At 31.6% G+C, this 22,388-nt stretch carries 21 protein-coding genes; 10 read left to right on the plus strand and 11 right to left on the minus strand.

Going from position 1 to position 22,388, the window contains the following annotated elements:
• Positions 1–15: 15 nt before the first annotated feature.
• The 10 genes from NE054_RS00170 to NE054_RS00215 are packed head-to-tail and all read right to left on the minus strand — an operon-like array spanning position 16 to position 11,718.
• Positions 16–1,536: a YifB family Mg chelatase-like AAA ATPase gene (locus NE054_RS00170; protein WP_297886950.1), complete on the minus strand. Its 1,521-nt coding sequence runs from the start codon at positions 1,534–1,536 to the stop codon at positions 16–18.
• Positions 1,520–2,824, minus strand: coding sequence for an AAA family ATPase (locus tag NE054_RS00175; RefSeq protein WP_297886952.1), 1,305 nt, complete (start codon positions 2,822–2,824; stop codon positions 1,520–1,522). The genes NE054_RS00170 and NE054_RS00175 overlap by 17 nt, the downstream gene beginning before the upstream one ends.
• A complete protein-coding gene (locus NE054_RS00180; protein ID WP_297886953.1) occupies positions 2,805–5,036 on the minus strand; it encodes an AAA family ATPase in 2,232 nt (743 codons plus the stop codon). Before NE054_RS00180 ends, NE054_RS00175 begins: the two co-directional genes overlap by 20 nt.
• A 27-nt stretch (positions 5,037–5,063) precedes the next feature.
• Positions 5,064–5,615, minus strand: a complete 552-nt coding sequence (thpR, locus tag NE054_RS00185) for an RNA 2',3'-cyclic phosphodiesterase (RefSeq protein ID WP_297886954.1) — start codon at positions 5,613–5,615, stop codon at positions 5,064–5,066.
• Positions 5,615–6,481 carry a diaminopimelate epimerase gene (gene dapF / locus NE054_RS00190; RefSeq protein WP_297886955.1) on the minus strand — a complete coding sequence of 289 codons (867 nt, stop codon included), beginning with the start codon at positions 6,479–6,481 and terminating at the stop codon, positions 5,615–5,617. Before dapF ends, thpR begins: the two co-directional genes overlap by 1 nt.
• Before the next feature lie 21 nt (positions 6,482–6,502).
• Complete coding sequence (locus tag NE054_RS00195; protein WP_297886957.1) at positions 6,503–7,477, minus strand: Rpn family recombination-promoting nuclease/putative transposase; 975 nt, start codon at positions 7,475–7,477, stop codon at positions 6,503–6,505.
• The gene (locus NE054_RS00200) at positions 7,467–8,627 is read right to left on the minus strand and encodes an aspartate aminotransferase family protein (RefSeq protein WP_297886959.1); all 1,161 of its coding nucleotides are present in this window, start codon (positions 8,625–8,627) and stop codon (positions 7,467–7,469) included. The genes NE054_RS00195 and NE054_RS00200 overlap by 11 nt, the downstream gene beginning before the upstream one ends.
• A 1-nt stretch (position 8,628) precedes the next feature.
• Positions 8,629–9,312 (minus strand): class I SAM-dependent methyltransferase, encoded by a 684-nt coding sequence (locus NE054_RS00205; RefSeq protein ID WP_297886961.1) that lies wholly within the window; start codon positions 9,310–9,312, stop codon positions 8,629–8,631.
• The gene (gene cysS, locus NE054_RS00210; protein ID WP_297886963.1) at positions 9,297–10,760 is read right to left on the minus strand and encodes a cysteine--tRNA ligase; all 1,464 of its coding nucleotides are present in this window, start codon (positions 10,758–10,760) and stop codon (positions 9,297–9,299) included. Before cysS ends, NE054_RS00205 begins: the two co-directional genes overlap by 16 nt.
• 46 nt (positions 10,761–10,806) lie before the next feature.
• Positions 10,807–11,718 carry a protoglobin domain-containing protein gene (locus tag NE054_RS00215; protein WP_297886965.1) on the minus strand — a complete coding sequence of 304 codons (912 nt, stop codon included), beginning with the start codon at positions 11,716–11,718 and terminating at the stop codon, positions 10,807–10,809.
• Positions 11,719–11,792: 74 nt separating this feature from the next.
• Here NE054_RS00215 and NE054_RS00220 point away from each other — a divergent pair, with 74 nt between their 5' ends.
• Genes NE054_RS00220 through NE054_RS00240 form a run of 5 tightly spaced genes read left to right on the plus strand, consistent with a single transcriptional unit; the run spans position 11,793 to position 17,538 of the window.
• The gene (locus NE054_RS00220) at positions 11,793–11,954 is read left to right on the plus strand and encodes a hypothetical protein (RefSeq protein WP_297886967.1); all 162 of its coding nucleotides are present in this window, start codon (positions 11,793–11,795) and stop codon (positions 11,952–11,954) included.
• A gap of 37 nt (positions 11,955–11,991) precedes the next feature.
• Positions 11,992–12,249 (plus strand): hypothetical protein, encoded by a 258-nt coding sequence (locus tag NE054_RS00225; RefSeq protein WP_297886969.1) that lies wholly within the window; start codon positions 11,992–11,994, stop codon positions 12,247–12,249.
• Positions 12,250–12,296: 47 nt separating this feature from the next.
• A complete protein-coding gene (locus tag NE054_RS00230; RefSeq protein WP_297886971.1) occupies positions 12,297–13,457 on the plus strand; it encodes a TolC family protein in 1,161 nt (386 codons plus the stop codon).
• The gene (locus NE054_RS00235) at positions 13,454–14,500 is read left to right on the plus strand and encodes an efflux RND transporter periplasmic adaptor subunit (protein ID WP_297886973.1); all 1,047 of its coding nucleotides are present in this window, start codon (positions 13,454–13,456) and stop codon (positions 14,498–14,500) included. Before NE054_RS00230 ends, NE054_RS00235 begins: the two co-directional genes overlap by 4 nt.
• Positions 14,497–17,538, plus strand: a complete 3,042-nt coding sequence (locus NE054_RS00240; RefSeq protein ID WP_297886975.1) for a CusA/CzcA family heavy metal efflux RND transporter — start codon at positions 14,497–14,499, stop codon at positions 17,536–17,538. Before NE054_RS00235 ends, NE054_RS00240 begins: the two co-directional genes overlap by 4 nt.
• A gap of 16 nt (positions 17,539–17,554) precedes the next feature.
• Here the strand turns inward: NE054_RS00240 and NE054_RS00245 are convergent, their stop codons facing one another.
• Positions 17,555–18,163 (minus strand): SCO family protein, encoded by a 609-nt coding sequence (locus NE054_RS00245; protein ID WP_297886977.1) that lies wholly within the window; start codon positions 18,161–18,163, stop codon positions 17,555–17,557.
• Between the two features lie 195 nt (positions 18,164–18,358).
• On the opposite strand from NE054_RS00245, the gene NE054_RS00250 reads away from it, so the two are divergent.
• From NE054_RS00250 to NE054_RS00270, 5 genes are read left to right on the plus strand one after another with little or no spacing between them, the layout of a single operon-like run.
• Entirely contained in the window at positions 18,359–19,045 is a 687-nt protein-coding gene (locus NE054_RS00250; RefSeq protein WP_345780593.1) for a transporter, read from the plus strand.
• 58 nt (positions 19,046–19,103) lie between these two features.
• Positions 19,104–19,457: a TraR/DksA C4-type zinc finger protein gene (locus NE054_RS00255; RefSeq protein WP_297886981.1), complete on the plus strand. Its 354-nt coding sequence runs from the start codon at positions 19,104–19,106 to the stop codon at positions 19,455–19,457.
• Positions 19,454–20,038 (plus strand): nicotinamidase, encoded by a 585-nt coding sequence (locus NE054_RS00260; protein WP_297886983.1) that lies wholly within the window; start codon positions 19,454–19,456, stop codon positions 20,036–20,038. The genes NE054_RS00255 and NE054_RS00260 overlap by 4 nt, the downstream gene beginning before the upstream one ends.
• Positions 20,028–21,791: a bifunctional 3'-5' exonuclease/DNA polymerase gene (locus tag NE054_RS00265; protein WP_297886986.1), complete on the plus strand. Its 1,764-nt coding sequence runs from the start codon at positions 20,028–20,030 to the stop codon at positions 21,789–21,791. Before NE054_RS00260 ends, NE054_RS00265 begins: the two co-directional genes overlap by 11 nt.
• Complete coding sequence (locus NE054_RS00270) at positions 21,792–22,328, plus strand: hypothetical protein (protein ID WP_297886988.1); 537 nt, start codon at positions 21,792–21,794, stop codon at positions 22,326–22,328. It abuts the gene before it with no gap.
• Positions 22,329–22,388 lie beyond the last annotated feature (60 nt).

A 22,388-nucleotide genomic window follows, 5' to 3' on the forward strand; every position in this document is an offset into this window, starting at 1 on the left:
ATATATTCCTCCTATCTATATAAGGTTTTCGTTTACTTTGTAATTTACCGCTGTTATAATATGTTTTTGTAAAATTTCTTTACTTTCTTCTAAGTCAGCTATTGTCCTTGCTACTTTGATTATCCTGTGATAGGACCTTGCTGTAAGGTTAAATTTGTCAGCTGCAAGGTTAAGTGTATTTTTTGCCTCTTCTGATAAGTTTGCATACTCTTGAATGTGAGATGGTGTCATTTGGCTGTTGAATTTGATTTTTTCATTTTTGAATCTATTTAGCTGAATTTCAACAGCTTTTAAAACTCTGTCTCTTATCTGTTTTGAGCTTTCCTCTGGTGTGTTTGACGACAGCTCTTGGGTTTTTACTGGCATAACTGTAACGGATAAATCTATTCTGTCTAACAGTGGACCTGATATTTTTCCAAGGTACCTCTTTATTTCAGCAGGAGTACATTTACACTCTTTAACAGGGTCAAACCTATAACCACAAGGACATGGGTTTGCTGCTGCTATAAGTTGAAAGTTAGCTGGAAATTCTAACTTTCCGCTTGCTCGAGATATACTTACGACTTTATCTTCCAATGGCTGTCTTAACACTTCTAATGTTGACTTTTTAAATTCTGGAAGTTCATCTAAAAACAAAACTCCGTTGTGGGCTAATGACACTTCTCCCGGTTTGGGGTAGCTTCCTCCTCCTATAAGCGCTATATCACTGATTGTGTGATGTGGGTGTCTAAATGGTCTGCATCTTACTATACTGTCTTTTAGTGTTCCGGCAACACTGTGGATTTTTGTTATTTCTATCGCTTCTTCAAAACTAAGGGGTGGAAGTATTGAGATGAATCTTCTTGCAAGCATGGTTTTTCCGGAACCTGGAGAGCCTATCATCAGTAAATTGTGAAATCCGGCTGCTGCTATCTCAAGGGCTTTTTTTACAGCGTACTGACCTTTTACCTCTGAAAAATCACCGTACTTATCTAAATTACACTCTAAAATTCTTTCAAAATTTATCTTTTCTGGCTCTTTTTTTAAATCTCCATTTAAAAATTCTAAAATATCCTTTAGATTTTCAAAACCGAAAACGTTAAGACCTTCTACAATTGCAGCCTCTTTTGCGTTATCTTTTGGAAGTACGAAGTTTTCAAAGCCTTCTTCTTTTAGTTTTATTGCTATCGGTAGAATACCTTTTACAGCTCTTAAATCTCCGTTTAGAGCAAGTTCTCCTATAAATGCGGTTTTTTGTAATTTAGATTGTTCTACAAATCCCGATGAAGACAAAATGCCTACAGCAATAGGTAAATCATACAGTGTTCCAACTTTTAATATATCTGCAGGAGCAAGGTTAACTGTTATTTTCTTTATAGGAAACTTTATACCTATATTTTCAATTGCAGATTTTACTCTTTCTCTACTTTCTTTTACAGCTGTATCTGGAAGTCCTACAGTTATAAACTGGGGAAGGCCTTGATTAATATTTACTTCTACATCAACAATGTAGCCGTTTATTCCAAATGTCCCTCCACTTTTAACTACCGACAGCATCTAAACTCTCCTCTTGCTTTAAGACGTTTATATCAAGTGTGAAGATGTGAGATATTCCATCTTTTGCTGATACTCCTATTAATCTATCTGCAAAACTTGCCATTGCATCTCTATGGGTTATAACTATAAATTGGGCTGTTTGAGAGAGTTGTTTTATCAGTTGTCCGACTTTTCTTGCGTTGGCATCATCCAACGCCGCATCTACTTCATCAAAGTAGTAAAATGGAGCTGGTCTGTACTGTTGAACCGCAAATAAAAATGCCAAAGCTGTCAGTGTTTTTTCTCCTCCGGACATCATCTCAAGCCTTTTAACATCTTTTCCTCTTGGTTTTGCTTTTAAAATAACTCCAGCTGATAGTGGGTCTTTTTCGTTTTCAAGTTCTAAGTAGGCTTTTCCGCCGGGAGATAAAATTTTAAAGTTTTTATCAAGATTTTTGTTTACATTTTCGTAAACTTCCATAAAAGCTTGTAGTTTCTTTTCCTCTAAACTTTCTATCAGTTCTTCTATTGATTTTTTCTCTTGAAGTAAGATGGAGAGTTTTTCGTTTATTTCATTGAATCTATTTAACTCCTCTTCGTAATCTTCGATAGCTTTTTGGTTAACTGAACCTATATTTTTTCTTTTTTCTTCCAATGTTTTAAGTTGTTTTTCTAATTGTTTTATATCAGCTTCTATAGGTTCTCCATCGTACTGAAGTTTTATCTGAATTATCTCCTCTTCTGTATCTGCCAGTTTTTGTTGTAGCTTTGCCTTTTCTTGAAGGTACGATGTAATATCTTGGTTGATATTTTCTTCTTCGTATCTAAGATTTTTTATTTTTTCTCTGGTTTCTTCTATCTGTCTGATTAAATTGTCTCTTTCTTTTTCTGTATCTTTTAATCCTTTCCAAAGTTGAGATAACTCTTTTGTTAAATCTTCTATCTTCTGTTTTATCTCTTGGATTTCTTTATTTTTTTGCTTTATTTGGTTTTCAATTTCTTCTTTTTCTGTTTCTATTTGGAATATCCGAATTTTTAAATTGTTGTCTTTTTTGTCTGTTAATGAATTTATCTGATTTTCTATATCTTTTATCTTTTCTTTCAATGAGTAAACGTTATTGGCAGCTTCTTCCCACTCTTTTCTTAATTTTGATAATCCGGCATTTTCCATTCTTTTTAAGATATCTTCTTTTTGTTTTGAGACAGATATGAAAATTTGATTATTTTTTTCTAACTCTTGTTGAAGTTTTTCTATTTTTCCTTCATAGTCTAAGGACTGTTTTTTTAAGTTAAATATTTCGTTTTCCAAGTATTGGCTTTTGTTGTTTTTTTGATATTAGTTGATTGGTTAATTCTTGTATTCTCTGGTTTATACTTGAAGTTTCCGTTTGGATTTTTATTAAATTTTTCTCGTTTTCCGATATTTTTTGATTTATGAGTTTTAGCTCGTTTTGGATTGCTTCTTCTTCTTTTTTTAGTTTTTCTTCTTCTTCTTCTAATTTTTGTTTTTCTGCTTCTAAATTAGATTTCCCAATTGATATGTTTTGTTTATCAGAGCCTCCGGATATTGCTCCGGATTTTTCAAAAAGCTCCCCATCTAAAGTTACCATTCGGTAGTTTCCAATTCCTATCAATCTTGCCGCTTCAAAATCTTCCACTACCACAGTGTCTTGGAAAACATACTTAACAGCCTTTTCTATTTTTTTATCGTAATCTACAAAGTCTATTGCGTATCCAAGAAGACCTTTTTTAAATGGAAGTTTTGGATTTTCTTGGGTTTTTATTTTGTTTAAAGGAATAAATGTAACTCTTCCGGCTTTTTCTTTTTTTAAGATTTCTATACATTTTTGAGCTACATAATCGTCTTCTACAACGATGTTTTTTAATCTTCCTCCACCGGCTGTTTCTATTGCTGTTTGGTATTTTTCATCTTTTAAGGATATCAACTCAAAAACAGGACCATAAACACCTGGTAATGTTTTTAGTAAAACTGAAATTCTGTCTTCTTTAAACTGGGACAGCTGAGCTAATATATGAGCCAACTTTTGAAAGTTCTTTTCAAGTTTTTCTCTGTTTTCTTTCAGTTTTTTTTCTAATGTCTCTTTTCTTATTTTCAGTCTTGTTATCTCACTTTGTAAAGATTGGATTTCCCGCTGGCTGTCTTTTGTGTTCGTTTTGATGTTTTCTATGGTTTTTTCTATCTGGTTGATTTCTTCTTTGTTTTTGTCTAACTCCTCATATAAATTTTTTATTTTTTCTTGGATTGAGTTTAGTTTTAATTGATACTCTACTTTTTCTTTTTCTAAGAGTTTTATTTTTTCTAAAAGTTCTTTTTCTTGTTTTTCCACTGTTCCAAGGTCGTTTTTTGCAGAACTTCCTAAAAACTCTATCTCTTGAAGTTGTTTATTTTTTTCTTCTAATAATTTTTCTGCTTTTTCAAGTTGATTTTTTAAATCCGGAAGTTTATCTGTCAGATTTTTTATCTGTTCTTCTAAGGAAAGTATCTCTTTTATCTTTTCATCTTTTTCTTTGTAAAGGTTTTGAAGTTTTTCTTGAAGCTGAGATATGTCTTTTTCTATAGAATCTTTCTTTTCACTTAGAGATTTTATCTGGGCTGTGATACTTCCTTCCTTCTCTTTTATAGGTAAAAATGTTTCTTGTATTTGATTTAGTTTTTCTTCCAACTGTTTTATGGTTTGGATTAACTCTTTTTGTTTTTCTACATTATTTTCTTTTTTGGTATAAAGATTATTTATATGATTTTGTATTTCTTCTAAATTTTTTATAATATCTTCTTTTTGGTTTAATAGGTAGTAGAGTTTTGCTCCTTTTATAGCATTTTGTATCTGTATAATTTGGTTTTCTAAGTCTAAAGCTATTAGCGCGTTTTCCTTTTCTTGCTCTAACTTTTTTAATGTGTGTTGTATTTCGTTTAAAACGGCTTTTATTTTGTCTATTTTTTCTTGGGATTGGTGAAGGTCTTCAAGGGCTTTTTGTTTTTTCTCTTCATACTGGGTTATTCCGGCTATATCACTTATTAAATCTCTCCTTTCAAAAGGTGTCATCTTCACAAATTTGTAAATATCTCCTTGGGTAACTATGTTGTATCCTTGGGTAGGTATTCCGGATAAGGTTAAAAGTTCTTCTACTTCTTGTTGTTTTGCAGGTCTTGAGTTTATTTTGTAAGTGGATTTTCCACTTAAATCTATTTTTCTTGAAATACTGACTTCTTCTGCGTTTAATGGAAAAGCTCCGTTGTTTTTAAAAACAATCTCTACTTCTGCGTAAGGGGCTGTTTTACCTTTTGAGGAAAATATTAAGTCTGTAAGTTTTAAAGCTCTCATGGCTTTGGCAGATGCTATTCCAAGACAAAATACTATGGCATCTCCGAGATTACTTTTTCCGGAACCGTTTGGTCCTACAATAGCTGTAAAACCTTCTCCAAGAGGGATTGTTAGATGTCTTTCTCCGTAGGATTTAAAACCAAAAACATTAATTCTATCTATGTATGCTTTACTCATAGTAAGATTATATCACTGTGGATTTTTTCATTCAACATTATTTAATTTTCTGTAAATGGCTCCTTTTGGGTTGAGTATACTTTCTATCAAATCAACGGTTATGGTTTTTTGATTTAAAAAAACTGTTTTTTCATACTTTTTCAATTTTTCTGTAAACTGTGGGTTTTTTACTTGCTTTATTCTTAATACTGTTATGTGAGGTACAAATGGTTTTGTTTCTTTTTTGTATCCAAGGGAAATTAATCTATCTTCCACTAGGTTATAAATTTCTTTAAGCATTTGATTTTCTAATACTTTATAGAATAGAACTTTGGGGTTTTCAAGGTTTGGAAATACTCCTAAACCTTCTACCGTTATATTGGCTAAAATTTCGTGATTAAACTCCTTATTGATTGTGTCTAAAATACAATTTATCTTTTCAAGAGATGTATTTCCTAAAAATTTGTATGTTATATGGAAATTTTCCGGTTTTACCCAGCTTCCGGATACAACTCCGGATAAATCCTTCTTAATGGATGTATAACTTTTCTTTAGTTTTTCAAAATCTACAAAACTTCCTATAAATACTCTTTTTTCCACTACTTTCCACTCTCTATAAATTCTGGACTCAGTACACCACTACAAATTTCCTCAACTTCTCCTGTCATTCTTATATTCCAATCTTCATCTATACTTATTTTTAGCTGTCCTCCTAACATTTTTATTGTGATATCTTTTTTTGCAAGTCCTTTTTTTGCCAAAACAGATGCCACAGCACAAGAGGAACTTCCTGATGCATAGGTAAATCCGGCTCCTCTTTCCCATATTAAAATCTGAGCTTCGTTTTCGGATATTGGTTTTACAAACTGGACGTTTATCCGGTTTGAGAAAATAGGGTGGTTTTCTATTAAAGGTCCGTATTTTTTTATCTCTTCTTCATCAAGGTTGTCTTTTATTATCACACAGTGAGGATTACCAACAGAAACACAGTTTACTTCAAACTCTCTATCTGCCACTGTTATTTTTTCACCTATAAACTCTTTTTTTTCTGTTTTTACAGGAATTTTTTGAGATTCAAAGATTGCTTTTCCCATATCAACCGTAATTATTTTAGCTTTTCCATACTTATTTTTTTCTTCTATTTTCGCTTTTACAACTCCCCCTTTCGTTTCAACTGTAAATTCATCTTTATCAGTGTAACCATAATCGTACAGAAACTTACAAAATATTCTAAGACCGTTTCCACTTTTTTCTGCTTCCGAACCATCCGGATTAAAGATTCTAAGCCTAAAATCCGCTATTTCAGAATGATATTTAACCAAAAGACCATCAGAACCTATACCATAGTGAACATCACAAATCTTCTTAATAAAATCATCACCAATCTCAAAATCAACCTTTTCGGCATCTATAACTATGTAATCGTTTCCAAGTCCGTGAGATTTGACAAAAAAATTTTTCTCCAACTTAACTCCTTAACTTTTATTTTATGTATTACTTATAATGTAACTCTTTACATCTTCTAAACTGTCAGATTTTATCACCAACCTGTGAATGTTTTTTAGTAAATCTAAAGATTCAATTTCATTGACTTTCTTCTTTATTTCCTCATCTACACTACCAAATTTTATCTCAATAGCATCAAATATGTCTTCCCTTGCTTGCTTAATTAATCCTTGCTGTAATCCTTCTTGTAACCCTTGCTTTAATCCTTCTATTTTCCATTTTTCTGTTAAGGTCATCATTTTTTCTTTACCTCCTATTTCTTCTAACATAACTTCTACTGATTTTAAGTCTTTTTTTACCAAAACTATATAATCTATAATAATATAGATACAGTCCTTGTTTTCTGCAATTAACAACCTTTCAAAAATAGGTCTTAAAGTTTTTATATCCTTAAAGATATTTTTAAAGGCTAAAATTGATGATAGTAAACATGCATCGTTATAAAATTTCTCTATTAATGTATCGTTTTCTATCTTTGATAAATCTATTAAGATATAGTTTAAGTTTGTTATGTAATCTTTTATGTTATCTGGATAGTGCTTTGAATCCGGAATTCTTGTTGGAATGTTCCAATCTTTTTGACCATGATAAAAAACAATTGGAATTACTGGTCTGTATGGTTTGTTGTTTCTTTCATCCTCTTCCATTATAGAAGCTCTATAGTAAGCTATTTGAGAAGGGGTTTTTTTATCCGGATAAGATTTATGTTCAAAAACAAGGTATATAATGGCATCTAAGTTTTTATCTTCAATGTTCAATCTACATTCAAAACTTAAGTCTAAAAGGAATTTTTCTTTTTTTGTCGTTTGTTTTTCTGTGGAGATAAGTTTTAGAGAGCTTGGTACGATAACACTGTATATCTCAGGTAAAAAACCTTTTATAAAGTTTTCAGTGTTTTTTACATTGCTAAACACTGTTTTAAAAAACCAATCATGAGGATGTTTTTCAATAGACATCTATAACCTCTTTTAGGATTTCTATCGCAGTATCTACTTCTTTTTTGGTTATTATAAGAGGTGGAACAAACCTTAGGGTGTTTTCTCCGGCTGTACCGATTATTAAACCTTTTTCTAATGCTTTTTTCATAATCTCTTTTGCTGATATTTCTTTTGGTAAGTCCATGCCTACCATCAAGCCAAGTCCTTTTACCGGAAAACCAAATGTTTTTAGTTTTTCTTTTAAATATTCACCTACTTGGTTTACGTTATCTAAAAATCCATCTGATAAAACTTCTTCTAAAACAACTTTTGCTGCAACCGTCGATAGATAATTCCCTCCAAAGGTAGAGGCATGTGTACCAGGAATAAAAGATTTTGCTATTTCATCTTTTGCTACAATTGCTCCGATTGGAACTCCTCCACCAAGTCCTTTTGCAAGAGATACAATATCCGGTTGAATGTCAAAATGTTGGTATGCAAAGAGTTTTCCTGTTCTTCCTATGCCGGTTTGAACTTCGTCAACCGTGAAAAGTATTTCTTTTTCTTTACAAAGGTTGTAAAGCTCTTTTACAAACTCTTTATCAGCCGGATTTACTCCTCCTTCACCTTGAACCAACTCTATCAATACTGCTGCTGTCTTTTCGTTTATCAGTTTTTTTACAGATTCAATATCGTTAAACTTTGCATATTTAAAGCCTTCAACTAACGGATAAAATCCTTCTTGATACTTTGGTTGGGCTGTTGCTGTAACTGTTGCCAATGTCCTACCATGAAAACTACCTTCAAATGTAATTATTTTGTACTTATTCTCTTTTTTGTCGTAGAAATATCTACGGACAAGTTTTATTAAAGCTTCGTTTGCTTCTGCTCCGGAATTACAGAAAAAAACTTTTCCTCCAAAACTGTTTTCAGACAGAATTTTTGCTATTTCTATCTGAGGTTTTATATAAAAAAGGTTAGATATATGAATTATTTTGCTTGCTTGTTCACATATGGCTTTTGTAAGTTTTGGATGGTTGTATCCCAACGCATTAACAGCTATTCCGGATAACATATCTAAGTACTTTTTTCCTTTTTCATCAAACAGATAACAACCTTCCCCTTTTTCAAAGAAGTATTCAAGTCTTCCGTAGTTTTGAAAAAGATATTTGTTTGCTTCTTCTATCACTTTATACCTCCGGATTTTTTCTAAAAACTGCCAAATGTATCAGTCCAAAAAATCTACTTTCATAAAAGTGTAAACTAAAGTCTCTTTCTTGAAAAAAATCTATCATCTGCTTTTTTGTCATACTGTTTGTTATTGATTCTATGAAGTAATCCCACTCTTCTTTTGAAAAGATGATTCTACCTATGGGTCTGAATATTTTATCTGCAAAAATAAGTATAAGATTGTAGGTTATATTACTATTTGGTTTTGCTATCTCCAATATTGAGACGTATCCATTTTCTTTTAAAGTTTCTTTTATCTGATTTGTTATTTCGTTTGCTGGAAGGTGCCTAAAAACTAATGAAAAGTAAATGTTATCAAGACTGTTTTTTTTAAAAGGTAGTTTTAAAGCATCTGCTTTGATAAAAAGGACGTTGTTTTTGTTTGTTTTTTCTTTAGCTTTTTTTAACATGTTAAAAGATAAATCCATACCGTAAATATAAGCGGAATCTCCCATTTTTTCATAAAGTTTTTTTACAATCTCTCCTGTTCCGGTTCCAATGTCAAGAATGTGTTTACCATTAGGAGTATTTTTTATAAGTGTGTTCTGCCAATCGTTTATTTTATTAAATGTTGCAAAGTTTAAAAATCTATCATACGCTTTGTAAACACCATCAAATATCTTTTCTACTACGCTTTTTTCCATTTTGTTCCAAATGGTGTGTCTTCTATTATTATTCCTTTTTCTGCTAATTTATTCCTTATGGTATCTGCAATCGTAAATTGTTTTTCTTTTCTTGCTTTGTCTCTTATCTCTATTAAAAGTTCTATAAGTTCATTATCTAATTTTTCTTCCGTTTTTTCTGCTTTTAGTTCTTGGGTTTTTACACAAGGTTGTAAACTGTCAAACAGTCCAAATATATCTCTTGATATGTTGTGTAGTGTATCCGCTGCTTCTTTATAAGACTGTAAAGCTTTTCTTGATATTCCACCTTGTTTTATAGCTTTGTCTTTTAAAATGTTCATCTCTCTAACCAATCCGAATAAAGATGCTAAAGCTTCCGGAGTGTTGAAATCATCACTCATCCCACTGTAAAATCCGGATTGGGCTTTTTGAATTGCCGAGTATAAGTCCCCTTCAAAATTATCGTTTGTAGGGAGTTTTTGTAGGATTTCATACTCATCTATTGCATTTTTTAATCTTTCATAGGCTTTTTTTGTTTCTTCCATCTTCTCCCAAGAAAAATCCAGTGGACTTCTGTAGTGAACAGATAGGACAAGTAGTCTCAATATATCAGGGTCATACTTTGAGTAAATCTCTTTCAATGTTACATAGTTTCCCAGAGATTTTGACATCTTCTGTCCGTTTACAGTTACAAGTCCATTGTGTATCCAGTATCTTGCAAAAGGTTTTCCTGTCAGTGCTTCAGCTTGTGCTATTTCATTTTCGTGGTGAGGAAACGTAAGGTCCAAACCACCACCGTGAATGTCTATCGTTTCTCCTAAATGTTTAAAAATCATAGCGCAGCATTCTGTATGCCATCCGGGTCTTCCTTTTCCCCAAGGTGAGTCCCAGTATGGTTCTCCAGCTTTTGCAGATTTCCAAAGTGCAAAGTCAAGAGGGTCTTTTTTCTTTTCTCCAGGCTCTATTCTTGCTCCTGCCAAAAGTTCGTCAACACTTCTTTTTGATAGTTTTCCGTACTCTTTAAACTTCCTTACAGAAAAGTAAACATCTCCATCAACTTCGTAAGCGTAACCTGCATCTATCAAATCTTGGATAAATTTTATAATATCCGGAATATGGGTTGTTACTCTTGGTTCAATATCCGCAGGTTCTATTCTATACTTTTCAGCATCATCAAAGTACTCTTTTATAAATTTATCAGCTATAACACTAAAAGGGAGACATTCATTTTTTGCTCTGTTTATTATTTTGTCATCTACATCTGTGAAGTTTCTTACAAAAATGACTCTGTATCCTAAGTATCTTAAATACCTTCTTATAACATCAAAAACGATTAAACTTCTTCCATGTCCTACGTGATTGTAATCATAAACTGTTACGCCACAGGTGTATATTTTAACTTCCGGAGGTTTTATAGGTGCAAAGTCTTCCTTTTTTCCGGATAATGTATTGTATATTTTTAAACTCATAACATCTACTCCCTTTACGGCAATTGATTTAAAAATTTTATCACAGTTATTGATTGCTTTCTCTCTTTGAAATCAGCCAAAAAACTATTCCTAACGACAAAATAACAGCACTGTAAGATAGTAAATCTAAAGCTTTTTTCTCAGAATCTGTTCCCAAAGATGCTATGAATAGTTTTCTTATAATCGCTGCCAGTGCTATACCTACAAAAACGGTAATTGCAAATTTACCACCTTTTAAGTGTCTAAGTTCTTCTGACATTAATTCTCCAACAGCCCAAAGTATAAGTAAACTTCCTAAAACTGCCAAAATACCTTCTTCAAGTTCAACGATGTTGAAAACAAGTTTGTACAAGTCATATCCAAATAAGAAAAATACAGACAGTGCGACTATAACAAGTGCTGTTAAAATAAATAAGTCTATAACATCAGAAAACTTTTTTGCAAAACTGAAAACCATCTTTTCCATTTTTGTCATTTCAGCGTATTTCGATAACTCTTCTTCTCTGTAGGACACCGTTAGTATATCCAAATTGATGTCTAAGAGCTTACCTATCGATGCAACATATCTGTTCCTTTCTTGCCTACTTTCTATCTCTTTATCAATAATATCTATGATGTATCTTCTTACAAAGTTCATACTTGCATTTACATAGTGGGTAGGAAGTCCTATTTTTACGTGTATTTCTCCAATCTTCTTTAGTTTTAAGAAGTACTCCAAATCGTAATTTCCGTTAAAAAGTTCTAAAAACCATTTTTTAACCTTTTCCCTATGTCTTTTTATGGTTTCTTCATCTTTTAAAAATCTTTTTGCTTGAGGAAATCTAAGTATAAATTCGTAGAATTTATCTATAAAATCATCTACATACCTTTCAAAAATAGGTTTAAGTTTTCGTATATTTTCTACATCGTCTTGATTAAAATCAAAATCTCTTTTTATCTGTGAAAATTCTTCTATCATCTTAAAAGCTCCCTTTTTTAACAAAATTATACTATATTTATGGTAGAATTTTGTTAAAGTTTATGGAGTTTTTTATGGAAGAAAAAGAATGTTTAAAATGTGGATGTAAAACTGATTTAAAGGAAGACCCAAATATTCCGGATATATATTTTTGTTTGGAGTGTTGGAAAGAAAGAGAAAAAACAGAAGTTAATGAAAAATGGGGTTATGATGAATCTCTTCCGGATGATGGTTAAACATAGAAAGAAGTTTTTTTTAACTTTCTTGTTATCGTTGGTTTTCAACGTATTTCATGATTATGTGTTTGTTGTATTAGAAGATAAAAATATAGAAGTTATTCTACTTGAAGATTCAAAACACTGTTCGGATAAAAACGTTGATATTCATAAGGTTTTACACTCTCCTTTTTTAGTTTTAAACAACAGTTTTAAATTGGAAAATCCAAAAGAGTCAAAAAAATATTTGTTATCTCAAACTTTATCTCAAAAACCACTTCAGAGTGATATCTTTAAACCTCCGATAACTCTTTAAAATAATAGCCTTACTCTATCTTTTTAATAAAATAGAAGGTTTTAAAGATGTTCTATGTTTTACTTATTATGTTGCTTTTGTTATCTGCAAAAGCAGATACTTTAGAAGAGATTTTATCTAAGGTAGATAACAATCCTTATATTAAAAGTAACCTTAATATGGTAAACTCATATGAAGGAGAGATAATAAAAGCAAAGAGTTTTACTAATCCGGAAGGATATATTGAGATGGGAAGAATCGTTGGGAGCAATCCTTCCGCTGCAATTACAGAAATCTACATCTCTCAGCCACTAAAACTTTACAACCAAAGGAAATATCAGATAGAATCTGCAATCAAAGAAAAAACTTTTCAAAGTTTTCAGTTTGAAACTTTTAAAAGACAGTATATTTCATCAATATATATGGCTTTTTATGAAGCCCTTTATTATAAGGAACTTTTAAAAATAGTAGAAAAAGAAACAGATTTATCTAAGCAAATATTTCAGTTTGTAGAAAAAACCTATAAGTTAGGTGAAGTGGCTAAACTTGATTTATTCAGGTCTACGAAAGAGTATGAGTTGTCTGTATCAAAGTTGAATCAGTACAAAACACTTTACTTTGAAAGTTTAAAAAATTTATCAGCTTTAGTAGGATACAAAGTAGAGGATGTTGAAGGGGACTTTTTCTTTGTGAAAGATATAAAGGATATTGATTTTGAAAATCTTCCGGATATAAAGGCTTTAGATAAAAAAGTTAAATCCTTAGAGTATTTAGAAAAGTATTACAAAGCCCAGTCTTATCCACAGGTAAGTTTAGGTATTAAAACGAAAGAGATTTCAAGTGGTAAGTATGAAGCCGGATTCATGGTTAACTTTTCCATTCCTATATTTTATAGAAATCTTGGTGAAATTGTTTCTGTAAAACATCAAAAATCAAGTTTTGAAGCTTTAAAAGACTATAAAATAAACAATATAAAAATAACTTTTTCATCTATCAAAGATAATTATCAATCCATTAAATCAATTTTATCTGATTTAAACAATACTTTACAGATATCAGCTGATGAGCTGAAATTAGCTGAAAAAAGCTATAAGTTAAAAACCATATCTCTATTTGAGTTTTCCAATGTAAAAACTCAATATTTTGAAACTTTAAAATACAGGTTAGAGCTTTATAAAAATTTACATCAACTTTTCAGTAAATATTTAGAAATCGGAGGTCAACTATGAAAGCTATTATACTTGTATTCTTAATATTATCTTTAACATTTGCCCAAGAAGTACAGGTAAATTCACAAATACAGAAAAAAATCGGTATTAAAACTATACCGGCAAAATATCAAGAAGTCAGTGTCTATCAAACTTATCCGGCTGTTGTAAATGAAGACCCTACTTTGTCTTTCAGTGTTTCTTCTTCGGTAGATGGAATAGTTGATTCTCTTTACGTAAAACAGGGAGATTTTGTTAAAAAAGGTCAGATTTTACTTACAGTTTACTCTCCAAAAATTGCAGATATTCAAGCAAATATAGAAATGGCAAAGGTAAAAGTAAGTACCGCAAAACAGGTTTTAGACAGAGAGGAAATCTTATATAAAGAAGAAGTTATTCCGTATGTCAGATACTACAATGCAAAAATAGAGTACGAGAAAGCTTTAGGAGAACTAAATGCACTAAAGAAAATGCTTAACTCTTACGGTGAGATAAAAGGTAACAGTGTGGTTTTAAGAAGTAAAACAACCGGATTTGTTGCAGATATCAAAGTGGTAAAGGGAAGTCCGGTAAACATAGGTGAACAGATTATGCTTATCCATTCTCATGAAAGATTATGGGTTGTTGCTCAAGTACCATTTAAAGATGTTGAAAGGTTAAAAGTAGGTCAAACGGTTTTTGTTATAACACTAACTGGTAAAAAAATTAAAGGAACTTTAAGTTACATTAACCACGAGATAGACCCTAAAACCAGAAGAAATGACGTAAGAGTAGTTGTAGAAAATGTAGGTAATTTTTTAAAACCTAACCTTTTTGTAAGTGTAGAAATACCAGTTTCTTCGATGAGAGGTCTTGTTATTCCATCTTCCGCTGTTTTTGTTGAGAATGGTAAAGAGTTTTGCTTTGTAAAAAATAATGATAAATTCGTATTACGGAAGATAAAAACTGGACAAAAAGATGAAAAGTATGCAGTTGTCTTATCCGGATTAAGAGAAGGAGAAGAAGTAGCTTACACAGGTGTTGTATTCCTTAGGTCTTCCATATTTGGAGGTGCTGGAGAATGATAGACTTTATTCTAAAATTCAAAGCATTTGTAATATTTTTACTGTTTCTTACGGTTGCCATTGGATACTACTCTTTTAAAACTCTTCCGATAGATACTTTTCCGGACCCAACTCCTATTCAAGTAAATATTTATACAGATGCCCCCGGATTGTCTGCAGAAGAAGTGGAAAGTTTGATAACCAAAAAGATAGAGACAGTTATGTCTGGAATAAAAGATGTTACAACAGTTAGAAGTGTTTCTTTACCGGGACTGTCCTACATATCTGTTTTCTTTAAAGATGGAACAGACGTTTACTTTGCAAGAAGACTAATTATGGAAAAACTCTCAGATGCAAAAGCCCAGATTCCACAACAGTACAACCCAATAATGGGTCCAAACAGCTCAGGACTTGGAAATGTCCTTATATACGCTTTAGTTTCAAAAAATAAATCTTTGGTAGATTTAAGAACGATACAAGAATGGAAAATAAAGCCTTTGATAAAGGCGGTTGATGGTGTAGAAGAGATAAGTCAGTGGGGACCTGAAAAGGCATTTTTGATAAAAGTTTATCCTGATAAACTTCTTTCATACGGACTGTCCTTAGACGATATAAGTAATGCTGTAGAAAAAAACGGTGGTGTTGCAGGTGGTGGTTTTTCAAAGACATCAGAAGGTGATTTGATAGTAAGGTCAACAAGCTACATAACATCAATCCAAGACATAAAAAATATTCCTATTTTATCTGAAAATGGGTACTATCTTAAACTTTCTGATGTTGCAGATGTAGAAGTAGGAGAAATTCCAAACAGAAGAGGCGCACTTACTTTAAATGGTGAAGAAGTTCAAGGAAATATAATCTTAAAGAGAGTAAACACAAATACAAAAGAGTTAGTTGATAAACTTTACAAACAATTTGAAGAAATCAAAAAAATAATTCCAAAAGATGTTGAGTTAAAAATTCTGTATGACCAATCCTATCTAACTCAAAAAGCAGTTTCAACGGTAGAAAAAGCCTTGATAGAAGGGATTATTCTTGTATCTGTAGCTATGGTGTTTTACCTTGGAAATGTAAGGTCAGCTATTTTAGTCGTTTTATCAATACCTATAACCCTTTTAATGGCTTTTATCTTTATGAAAGAAGTAGGTTTATCTGGAAACCTTATGTCTTTGTCTGGACTTGCAATCGGTATTGGACTTTTTGCAGATGCAACTGTAGTTGTAGTAGAAAATATATTTAGACATATGTTTCATAATCAAGAAAATCTGAGTAAAGTTGATATAATTAAAAAATCTGTAAAAGAAGTTATCAAACCTATTGTTTTTGCAATTTTAATAATAATTGCTGTATTTTTACCTGTTTTTAGTTTTGAATCGGTAGAAGGTAAATACTACAAACCACTTGCGTTAACTATCATATTTGCTCTCTTATCATCTTTGATTGTAGCTTTTATTTTTATGCCTGTTTTATCTTACTACTTTTTAGAAAAACCTAAAACAGAAGAAACAAAAATAATGGAATTTGTAAACAACTTCTACCATAAACTCTTAAACAGAGTTTTAAGATACGGTAAACCGATTTTAGTCGTAGTGGTAACAGCTTTTGTATTTTCTATATGGATTTTTACTAAAATCGGTACCGAGTTTGCTCCAACTTTAAACGAAGGCTCGGTTCTGGTAAAGAGTTTTCTCAATCCAAATGTAAGTCTTGAAGAAGCCAAAAGAGTTGCATCAATTGTCGAGCAAAGAGCAAAAGAGTATCCGGAAGTAGAAAACGCCTTTTCTAACATCGGAAGAGCGGAGAAAGGTGAGCCTGAAGATGTAAACTACATAGAGACGTTTATAATTTTAAAACCTTATGACCAATGGAAAAATTTTAAAAGAAGAGAAGATTTTGAAAATCTTTTAAGAGAGAAGTTAAAAGACATTCCAGGTGTGAGTTTTGGTTTTACACAACCTATTCAGATGAGAATAGATGAACTTTTATCAGGAGTAAAATCTACAGTAGCAATAAAAGTTTTTGGAGATGACCTTGATAAAGTAAATCAAATTGGTCATAAGGTAGAGGAGATAGTAAAAAGTACAAAAGGTGCTGTAGATGTAGAAACGGAAGCTCAATCCGGAAAACTACAACTTAAAATAACACCTAAAAAAGAAGTTTTATCAAAGTACGGTCTATCAGCCCAAGATATTCTATCAATCTTTGGAAAGTACTTTACCGGATACGAAGCAAACTATCTAAAAGAAGGGTTGATAACATTTCCAATCATTCTTAGACTTCCTGAAGATTACATAAACAACCTAAGGAAAATAGAAGATATACCTATCACTACGAAAGATGGATACCTTTTATCTTTATCGGAAGTGGCAGATATCGAGATTACAGAAGGTTTCTTTAAAATCAGACATGAAAACGGTATAAGGTATGCCCTTGTTCAATCTAACCTTGAAGGTAGAGACCTTGGAGGATTTATAAATGAGCTGAAAACAAAGATAGACAAAGAAGTAAAGCTTCCGGAAGGTTACTTTATTCAATTTTCCGGACAGTTTGAAAATCAAGAAAGGGCTATGAAAAGGCTTTCAATCATAGTTCCGATTGTTGTACTTTTGATTTTTATGCTTTTATACATAAACTACAACTCTTTTAAAGATGCTTTAATCGTTATTCTAAATGTTCCGTTTGCAACCATAGGAGGAATACTATCACTTTATCTATCCGGATACAACCTGTCTGTTCCGGCTGCAATAGGTTTTATAGCCGTTTTTGGTATAGCAACACTAAACGGTGTAGTTTTAATATCCTATATCCGTCAGTTAGTTTTAGAAGGTAAAAGTGTAGATGATGCTATTACCATTGCCACAAAACTAAGACTTCGTCCAATTCTTATCACTGCAACAGCCGCTTCTTTGGGACTTTTACCTATTCTTTTCAGTGGAGATATAGGCTCTGAGACTCAAAAACCTATTGCAATAGTAGTGATAGGAGGGATTTTTACATCAACGATGTTAACTTTGTTGATACTACCTGTTGTTTATAGATTGTTCACCAAAGGGGCTTAAAAGCCCCTTTAAAAATTTATTTTTTTATCAAATATTCAATGTCTTGAATAATTTTATCTTCCGGAAGATAGATACCTTTATAATCTTCAACTATATTACCATCTTTATCAATTATAAAAGTTATAACCGGAGTATGAGAAATCATTTTGTGTTTCATCGTATGCTCACCGTGTTTCATTTCCATCTCTTTTTCTTTAACTTCTATACCGTATGCTTTCCAAACCTTTTTTAAATCTTCCTCCCTTCCAGTTAAAAATGTAAATGTATCAAAACCATGAGATTCTTTATACCTTTTCAAAACTTCCGAAGTATCTCTTTTAGGGTCAACGGTGATGAATACTATTTGAAATTTATCTTGCAATCCTTTATCTTTTAAACCATCAGAGATTCTCTTTAAAGAAGCACTCACCGTAGGACAAACATGTTGACAGTTTGTAAATCCAAAGTAAAGAATAACCACTTTACCTTTAAAATCAGATAACTTTGTAGGCTTTCCTTCTTCGTTAACCAAATTCTCAACTTCGACCACTTTTTTAGGGTATCCCTTAGTACTTCCCTGTAAAGTGTGAGCCATAGAGCTTACACTAAAAATAAAAACGACCAAAAAGCCAATCAACCTTTTCATAGAAGCACCTCCGTAAATTTTTATTGATTTAAATCATATATTATTTTTATGTTAAATTCAACTGGAATTTTAACATCTTTTTTATAATTTATATCATCTTTATTATATTGAAATTAAGTCTCAATTAATATATAATAGAAACAATAAAGATTTAAATGGAGGTTTTATTTTATAAAAAAGCCTTTAATCTTTTTAATTACTCTTCTTCTTTTTTCATTAAAAGTTTATGCAGGTAAAAAAGCCCTTATATGGGACGATACTGAAACCCTTGGGACAGGAAACTCCCAAAATGAAAACTATTTTTTCTATAAAAAAACCATGGACGAAAAAGAAGGGAGTTATATTTTCAATTTTACCTACGGAGCAAACGACAAAACGGATATAGCTTTAAATGTACCCTTTGGTTACTTAAAAAACTACGAAAACGTTTACACAGATATATCGGACCCCTCAGTAGAAGTAAAGTATAGGTTTTATGAAAAAGATGGTATTAAGTTTGCAATAAAACCTTTTTTAGGCATTCCAGTTAAACACGATAGTGAATTTAGTGAGCATCATTTCAGTTATGGTATTACCTTAGTTTCACAGTTTAACTTAGAAAAGATAACTTTTTATGCAAACTCATCTTACATGGTTCATAAAAACCGGATTTTAGGACAGAATGAGTTTTTTCAATCAATCTCAGCGGAGTACAACTTATCCGATAATTTGAGTATAATCTCAACCTTATTTTTGAGTTCTTACGGACAAACAGAGGAAGGAGGATTGATAGGTGTAGGATACAGTAAAGGTAAAATTGAGATTAGTTTTGGAATAGGAAAACTTTTTAAACCTCAAAATGATTACTCTATCTATAGTGGAATAACCTTCAGATTTTTTTAAAGCTGTGGTATAATTGAATTTTCTAAGGAAGGTATTAAATTAAATAAAGAGGTTAAATATGAACCACTTAACACCACAACAGATTGAAGAGTTAAAAAACATACTTGTAGAGTGGAAAAACAGACTCATAGAGGATACAAAATCTCAGACTGGAGAAGCTTTGTCCTTTGAAGGTGCTGACGAGATGGAAAGAGCGGAAGCTGAAGCCGGAAGAATTTTAACATTGAGGACTTTAGACAGAGAAAGAAAGTTATTAAAAAAGATAGAAGACACTCTTTTAAAGATAGAGTACGGTGTTTACGGAATATGTGAATCATGTGGAGCTGAGATACCTTACGAGAGACTAAAAGCAAGACCTGTTGCATCTTTGTGTATAAACTGTAAATTAAAACAGGAAGAAGACGAAGAATGAAAGTTAGAATAACATCAAAAGACGCTTTAATAGTGGTTGATATGCAAAACGATTTTATGCCTTATGGTGCTTTACCTGTTAAAGATGCTGACAAAATCGTTCCTATCATAAATGAGTATGTCTCTATTTTTGAAGAAAAATCAAATCCAGTTTTTTATACGAGAGATTGGCATCCGGAAAACCACATATCCTTTAAGGGATACGGTGGAATATGGCCTTCACACTGTGTCCAAAATACCGAAGGAGCAAAATTCCATCCGGATTTAAAAATTCCATCAGACAACAAATTTATCATATCAAAAGGAACATCACCAGATTTTGACGCTTATTCCGGATTTCAAGGAACAGTTTTAGATTCTCTTTTAAAAGAAAGAGGTGTAAAGAGGATTTTTGTGTGTGGTGTTGCAACAGATTTTTGTGTTAAAAACACGGTTATAGGTGGTTTAAATCTTGGATATCAAGTTTTCATTCTTACAGATGCTATAAAAGCAGTTTTTCCGGATAAAGAAAATCAAGTAATAAATCAGTTGTTGGACCAAACAGCAGTTGCGATTACAATAGAAGATACTGATGCAGGTTGAGTATATAACAACACCGGAAAAATTACAGCACATAGAAGAAAACTTAAAAAGTCAACCTTTCATCTATTTAGATACAGAAGTGGCGGTAAAAGATTTTGAAAACATAGACTACTTTAAAGACCAAATAAGACTTATTCAAATAGGAACAGATACACAAATCTACGTAATAGATGCCTACAAAATAGACAAAGAAAAAATAAAAAGATTTTTAAAAGAGAATGTAGAAAACAAAGGAATAATTGGACATAACCTCAAATTTGATTTGAAATTTTTAGCAACCAACTACAACATTTATCCAAAAGTAGTATTTGATACATTTATAGCCTCTAAAATCCTTGCCAAAGGAGACAATTCTCAAAAACATTCTTTATCTGCAGTTGCCACAAGATTGACCGATGAAGAGTTAGACAAATCCTATCAAACATCTCCTTGGTGGATAGAGAACCTTACAAAAGAGCAGATAGAGTATGCCGCAAAAGATATAGAAGTTTTAAGAAGTATATTTAAAGAGCAAGTTTTAAGGTTAAATGAAGACCAAACAGCTTTAAAATCATCCGGAGAAACTTTTAAAGTGTTTGGAGTAAAAAATCCGGTTGCTGCGTTAGAAATGTCTTTCTTACCTTGTTTGGTTAAGATGGAACTATCCGGATTTCCTATCAACGAAAATAAGCTTCAAATACAAACTCAAAATGCAAAATCGAAGTTTCAAAATCTCTACATTGAATTTAAAAAAAAGTACGGAATAGACCCAATGTCTCCTCAGCAAGTAGTAAACTTTTTAACAAAAAAACTCTCTATAAAACTACCTAAAACTGAGAAAGGTTCTTTTTCTTCTCAAGACGTTTACTTAAAAGATTACGAAGATAAACAGGAAGTTAACCTTTTGCTACAAATTAGATACGAAAAGAAAAATTTAGATAAATTAGAAGAGTTAAAAAAGTACTTGAAAGAAGGAAGAATTTACGGAGAGTTCAAACAAATTGGAGCATCTACCGGAAGGATGTCTTCTTCCAAACCAAATTTACAGAACATACCTAAAAATTTAAAACACCTGTTTGAAGCTCCCGAAGGTTATATGTTTATAATAGCAGACTATTCTCAAATTGAACTTAGAATAGCAGCAGAGTATACAAAAGACCAAAACATGATAAAAGCATTCAAAGAAGGTAAAGACCTTCATAGACTAACAGCATCAATTATAACAGGAAAAGATTACGAAAATATAACCAAAGAAGAGAGAAATTTAGCAAAAGCAATAAACTTTGGACTTATATATGGTATCTCTCCAAAGTCTTTGGTTGAGTATGCAAAAAACAACTACGGAGTTGAGATAACTTTAAAAGAAGCTAAAATCTTTCACGAAAACTTCTTTAACTATTATAGTGGCTTTAAAATTTGGCATGAAAAAACAAAAGAGTATTTAGAAAAACACAGATTTATAGAACAACAAACACTTCTTGGTAGAAAACTCATCGCTTACAGATTTACAGATGCTGTAAACTATCCAATCCAAGGTTCCGGAAGTGACCTTTTGAAAATGGCTGTTGTTTTATTTTACAAAAGTTTAGACAACATAGATGCAAAAGTGGTAAACCTTGTCCACGATGAGATTGTAGTTGAAGTAAAAGAAGAAGATTTAGAAAAAGCAAGAAAGATACTTTCAACAGCTATGGAAAAAGCAGGAAAGTATCTATTGAAAGAAGTCCCTGTCTCTTTTGAAATAAGTTTATCAAAGACGTGGAATAAAGATTAGATGCACACTTTATTTAAAGATGAAGTGATAGTCTTAAAAAGGACTTTCGTAGGAGAAAAGGACGTTAGTCTTTTAGTTTACACAAAAAAACTTGGAAGAGAAAGTATTTTTATACAAAACGGTCAGTTGATAAAAAATCTTCCTTATGTCTATCTTACAGAGTTTAGCTGGTTTTACGGAGTTTTTTACAAGGTAAAAGATAAACTTTACATAAATGAGATAGATAGATTCCAAAACATAGCGATACAATTGGTTAAAGATTATGAAAAATTTTTATCCGGATACAACATCATAAATTGGATTTATAGGTTTGCCCCTCACCCAGATGAAAAAATATTCATCCTTTTAAAAAAAACTCTCTACTATTTAGCAACATCAAAAGATGTAAAAACTCTTGAATTGGCTTTTTTACTGCGTCTAACATACCTAAACGGAGAACTTAACATATCCAACTTGGATATAAACGATAAAGAAAAAAATTTTTTGAGTAAAATTTTTAAGACACCTCTTTCAGAAATTGCTAAAAACTCTAAATAAATAATTTAAATTAATCAACTGTTTAAAAGGTTGATAAGAATATTTTTTAAAATATCTGGA

The sequence above is a fragment of the Sulfurihydrogenibium sp. genome, assembly GCF_027448985.1.
Lineage (GTDB): Bacteria > Aquificota > Aquificia > Aquificales > Hydrogenothermaceae > Sulfurihydrogenibium.

Bases quoted from the DNA above. Each gene is read 5' to 3' on its own strand.
- NE054_RS00240 (WP_297886975.1), top strand. From the start codon at position 14,497: ATGATAGACTTTATTCTAAAATTCAAAGCATTTGTAATATTTTTACTG.
- NE054_RS00170 (WP_297886950.1), bottom strand. From the start codon at position 1,536: ATGCTGTCGGTAGTTAAAAGTGGAGGGACATTTGGAATAAACGGCTAC.
- NE054_RS00220 (WP_297886967.1), top strand. From the start codon at position 11,793: ATGGAAGAAAAAGAATGTTTAAAATGTGGATGTAAAACTGATTTAAAG.
- NE054_RS00255 (WP_297886981.1), top strand. From the start codon at position 19,104: ATGAACCACTTAACACCACAACAGATTGAAGAGTTAAAAAACATACTT.
- NE054_RS00215 (WP_297886965.1), bottom strand. From the start codon at position 11,718: ATGATAGAAGAATTTTCACAGATAAAAAGAGATTTTGATTTTAATCAA.
- NE054_RS00260 (WP_297886983.1), top strand. From the start codon at position 19,454: ATGAAAGTTAGAATAACATCAAAAGACGCTTTAATAGTGGTTGATATG.
- NE054_RS00245 (WP_297886977.1), bottom strand. From the start codon at position 18,163: ATGAAAAGGTTGATTGGCTTTTTGGTCGTTTTTATTTTTAGTGTAAGC.
- NE054_RS00270 (WP_297886988.1), top strand. From the start codon at position 21,792: ATGCACACTTTATTTAAAGATGAAGTGATAGTCTTAAAAAGGACTTTC.
- NE054_RS00235 (WP_297886973.1), top strand. From the start codon at position 13,454: ATGAAAGCTATTATACTTGTATTCTTAATATTATCTTTAACATTTGCC.
- cysS (WP_297886963.1), bottom strand. From the start codon at position 10,760: ATGAGTTTAAAAATATACAATACATTATCCGGAAAAAAGGAAGACTTT.
- NE054_RS00230 (WP_297886971.1), top strand. From the start codon at position 12,297: ATGTTCTATGTTTTACTTATTATGTTGCTTTTGTTATCTGCAAAAGCA.
- NE054_RS00265 (WP_297886986.1), top strand. From the start codon at position 20,028: ATGCAGGTTGAGTATATAACAACACCGGAAAAATTACAGCACATAGAA.
- NE054_RS00205 (WP_297886961.1), bottom strand. From the start codon at position 9,312: ATGGAAAAAAGCGTAGTAGAAAAGATATTTGATGGTGTTTACAAAGCG.
- NE054_RS00180 (WP_297886953.1), bottom strand. From the start codon at position 5,036: ATGAGTAAAGCATACATAGATAGAATTAATGTTTTTGGTTTTAAATCC.
- NE054_RS00195 (WP_297886957.1), bottom strand. From the start codon at position 7,477: ATGTCTATTGAAAAACATCCTCATGATTGGTTTTTTAAAACAGTGTTT.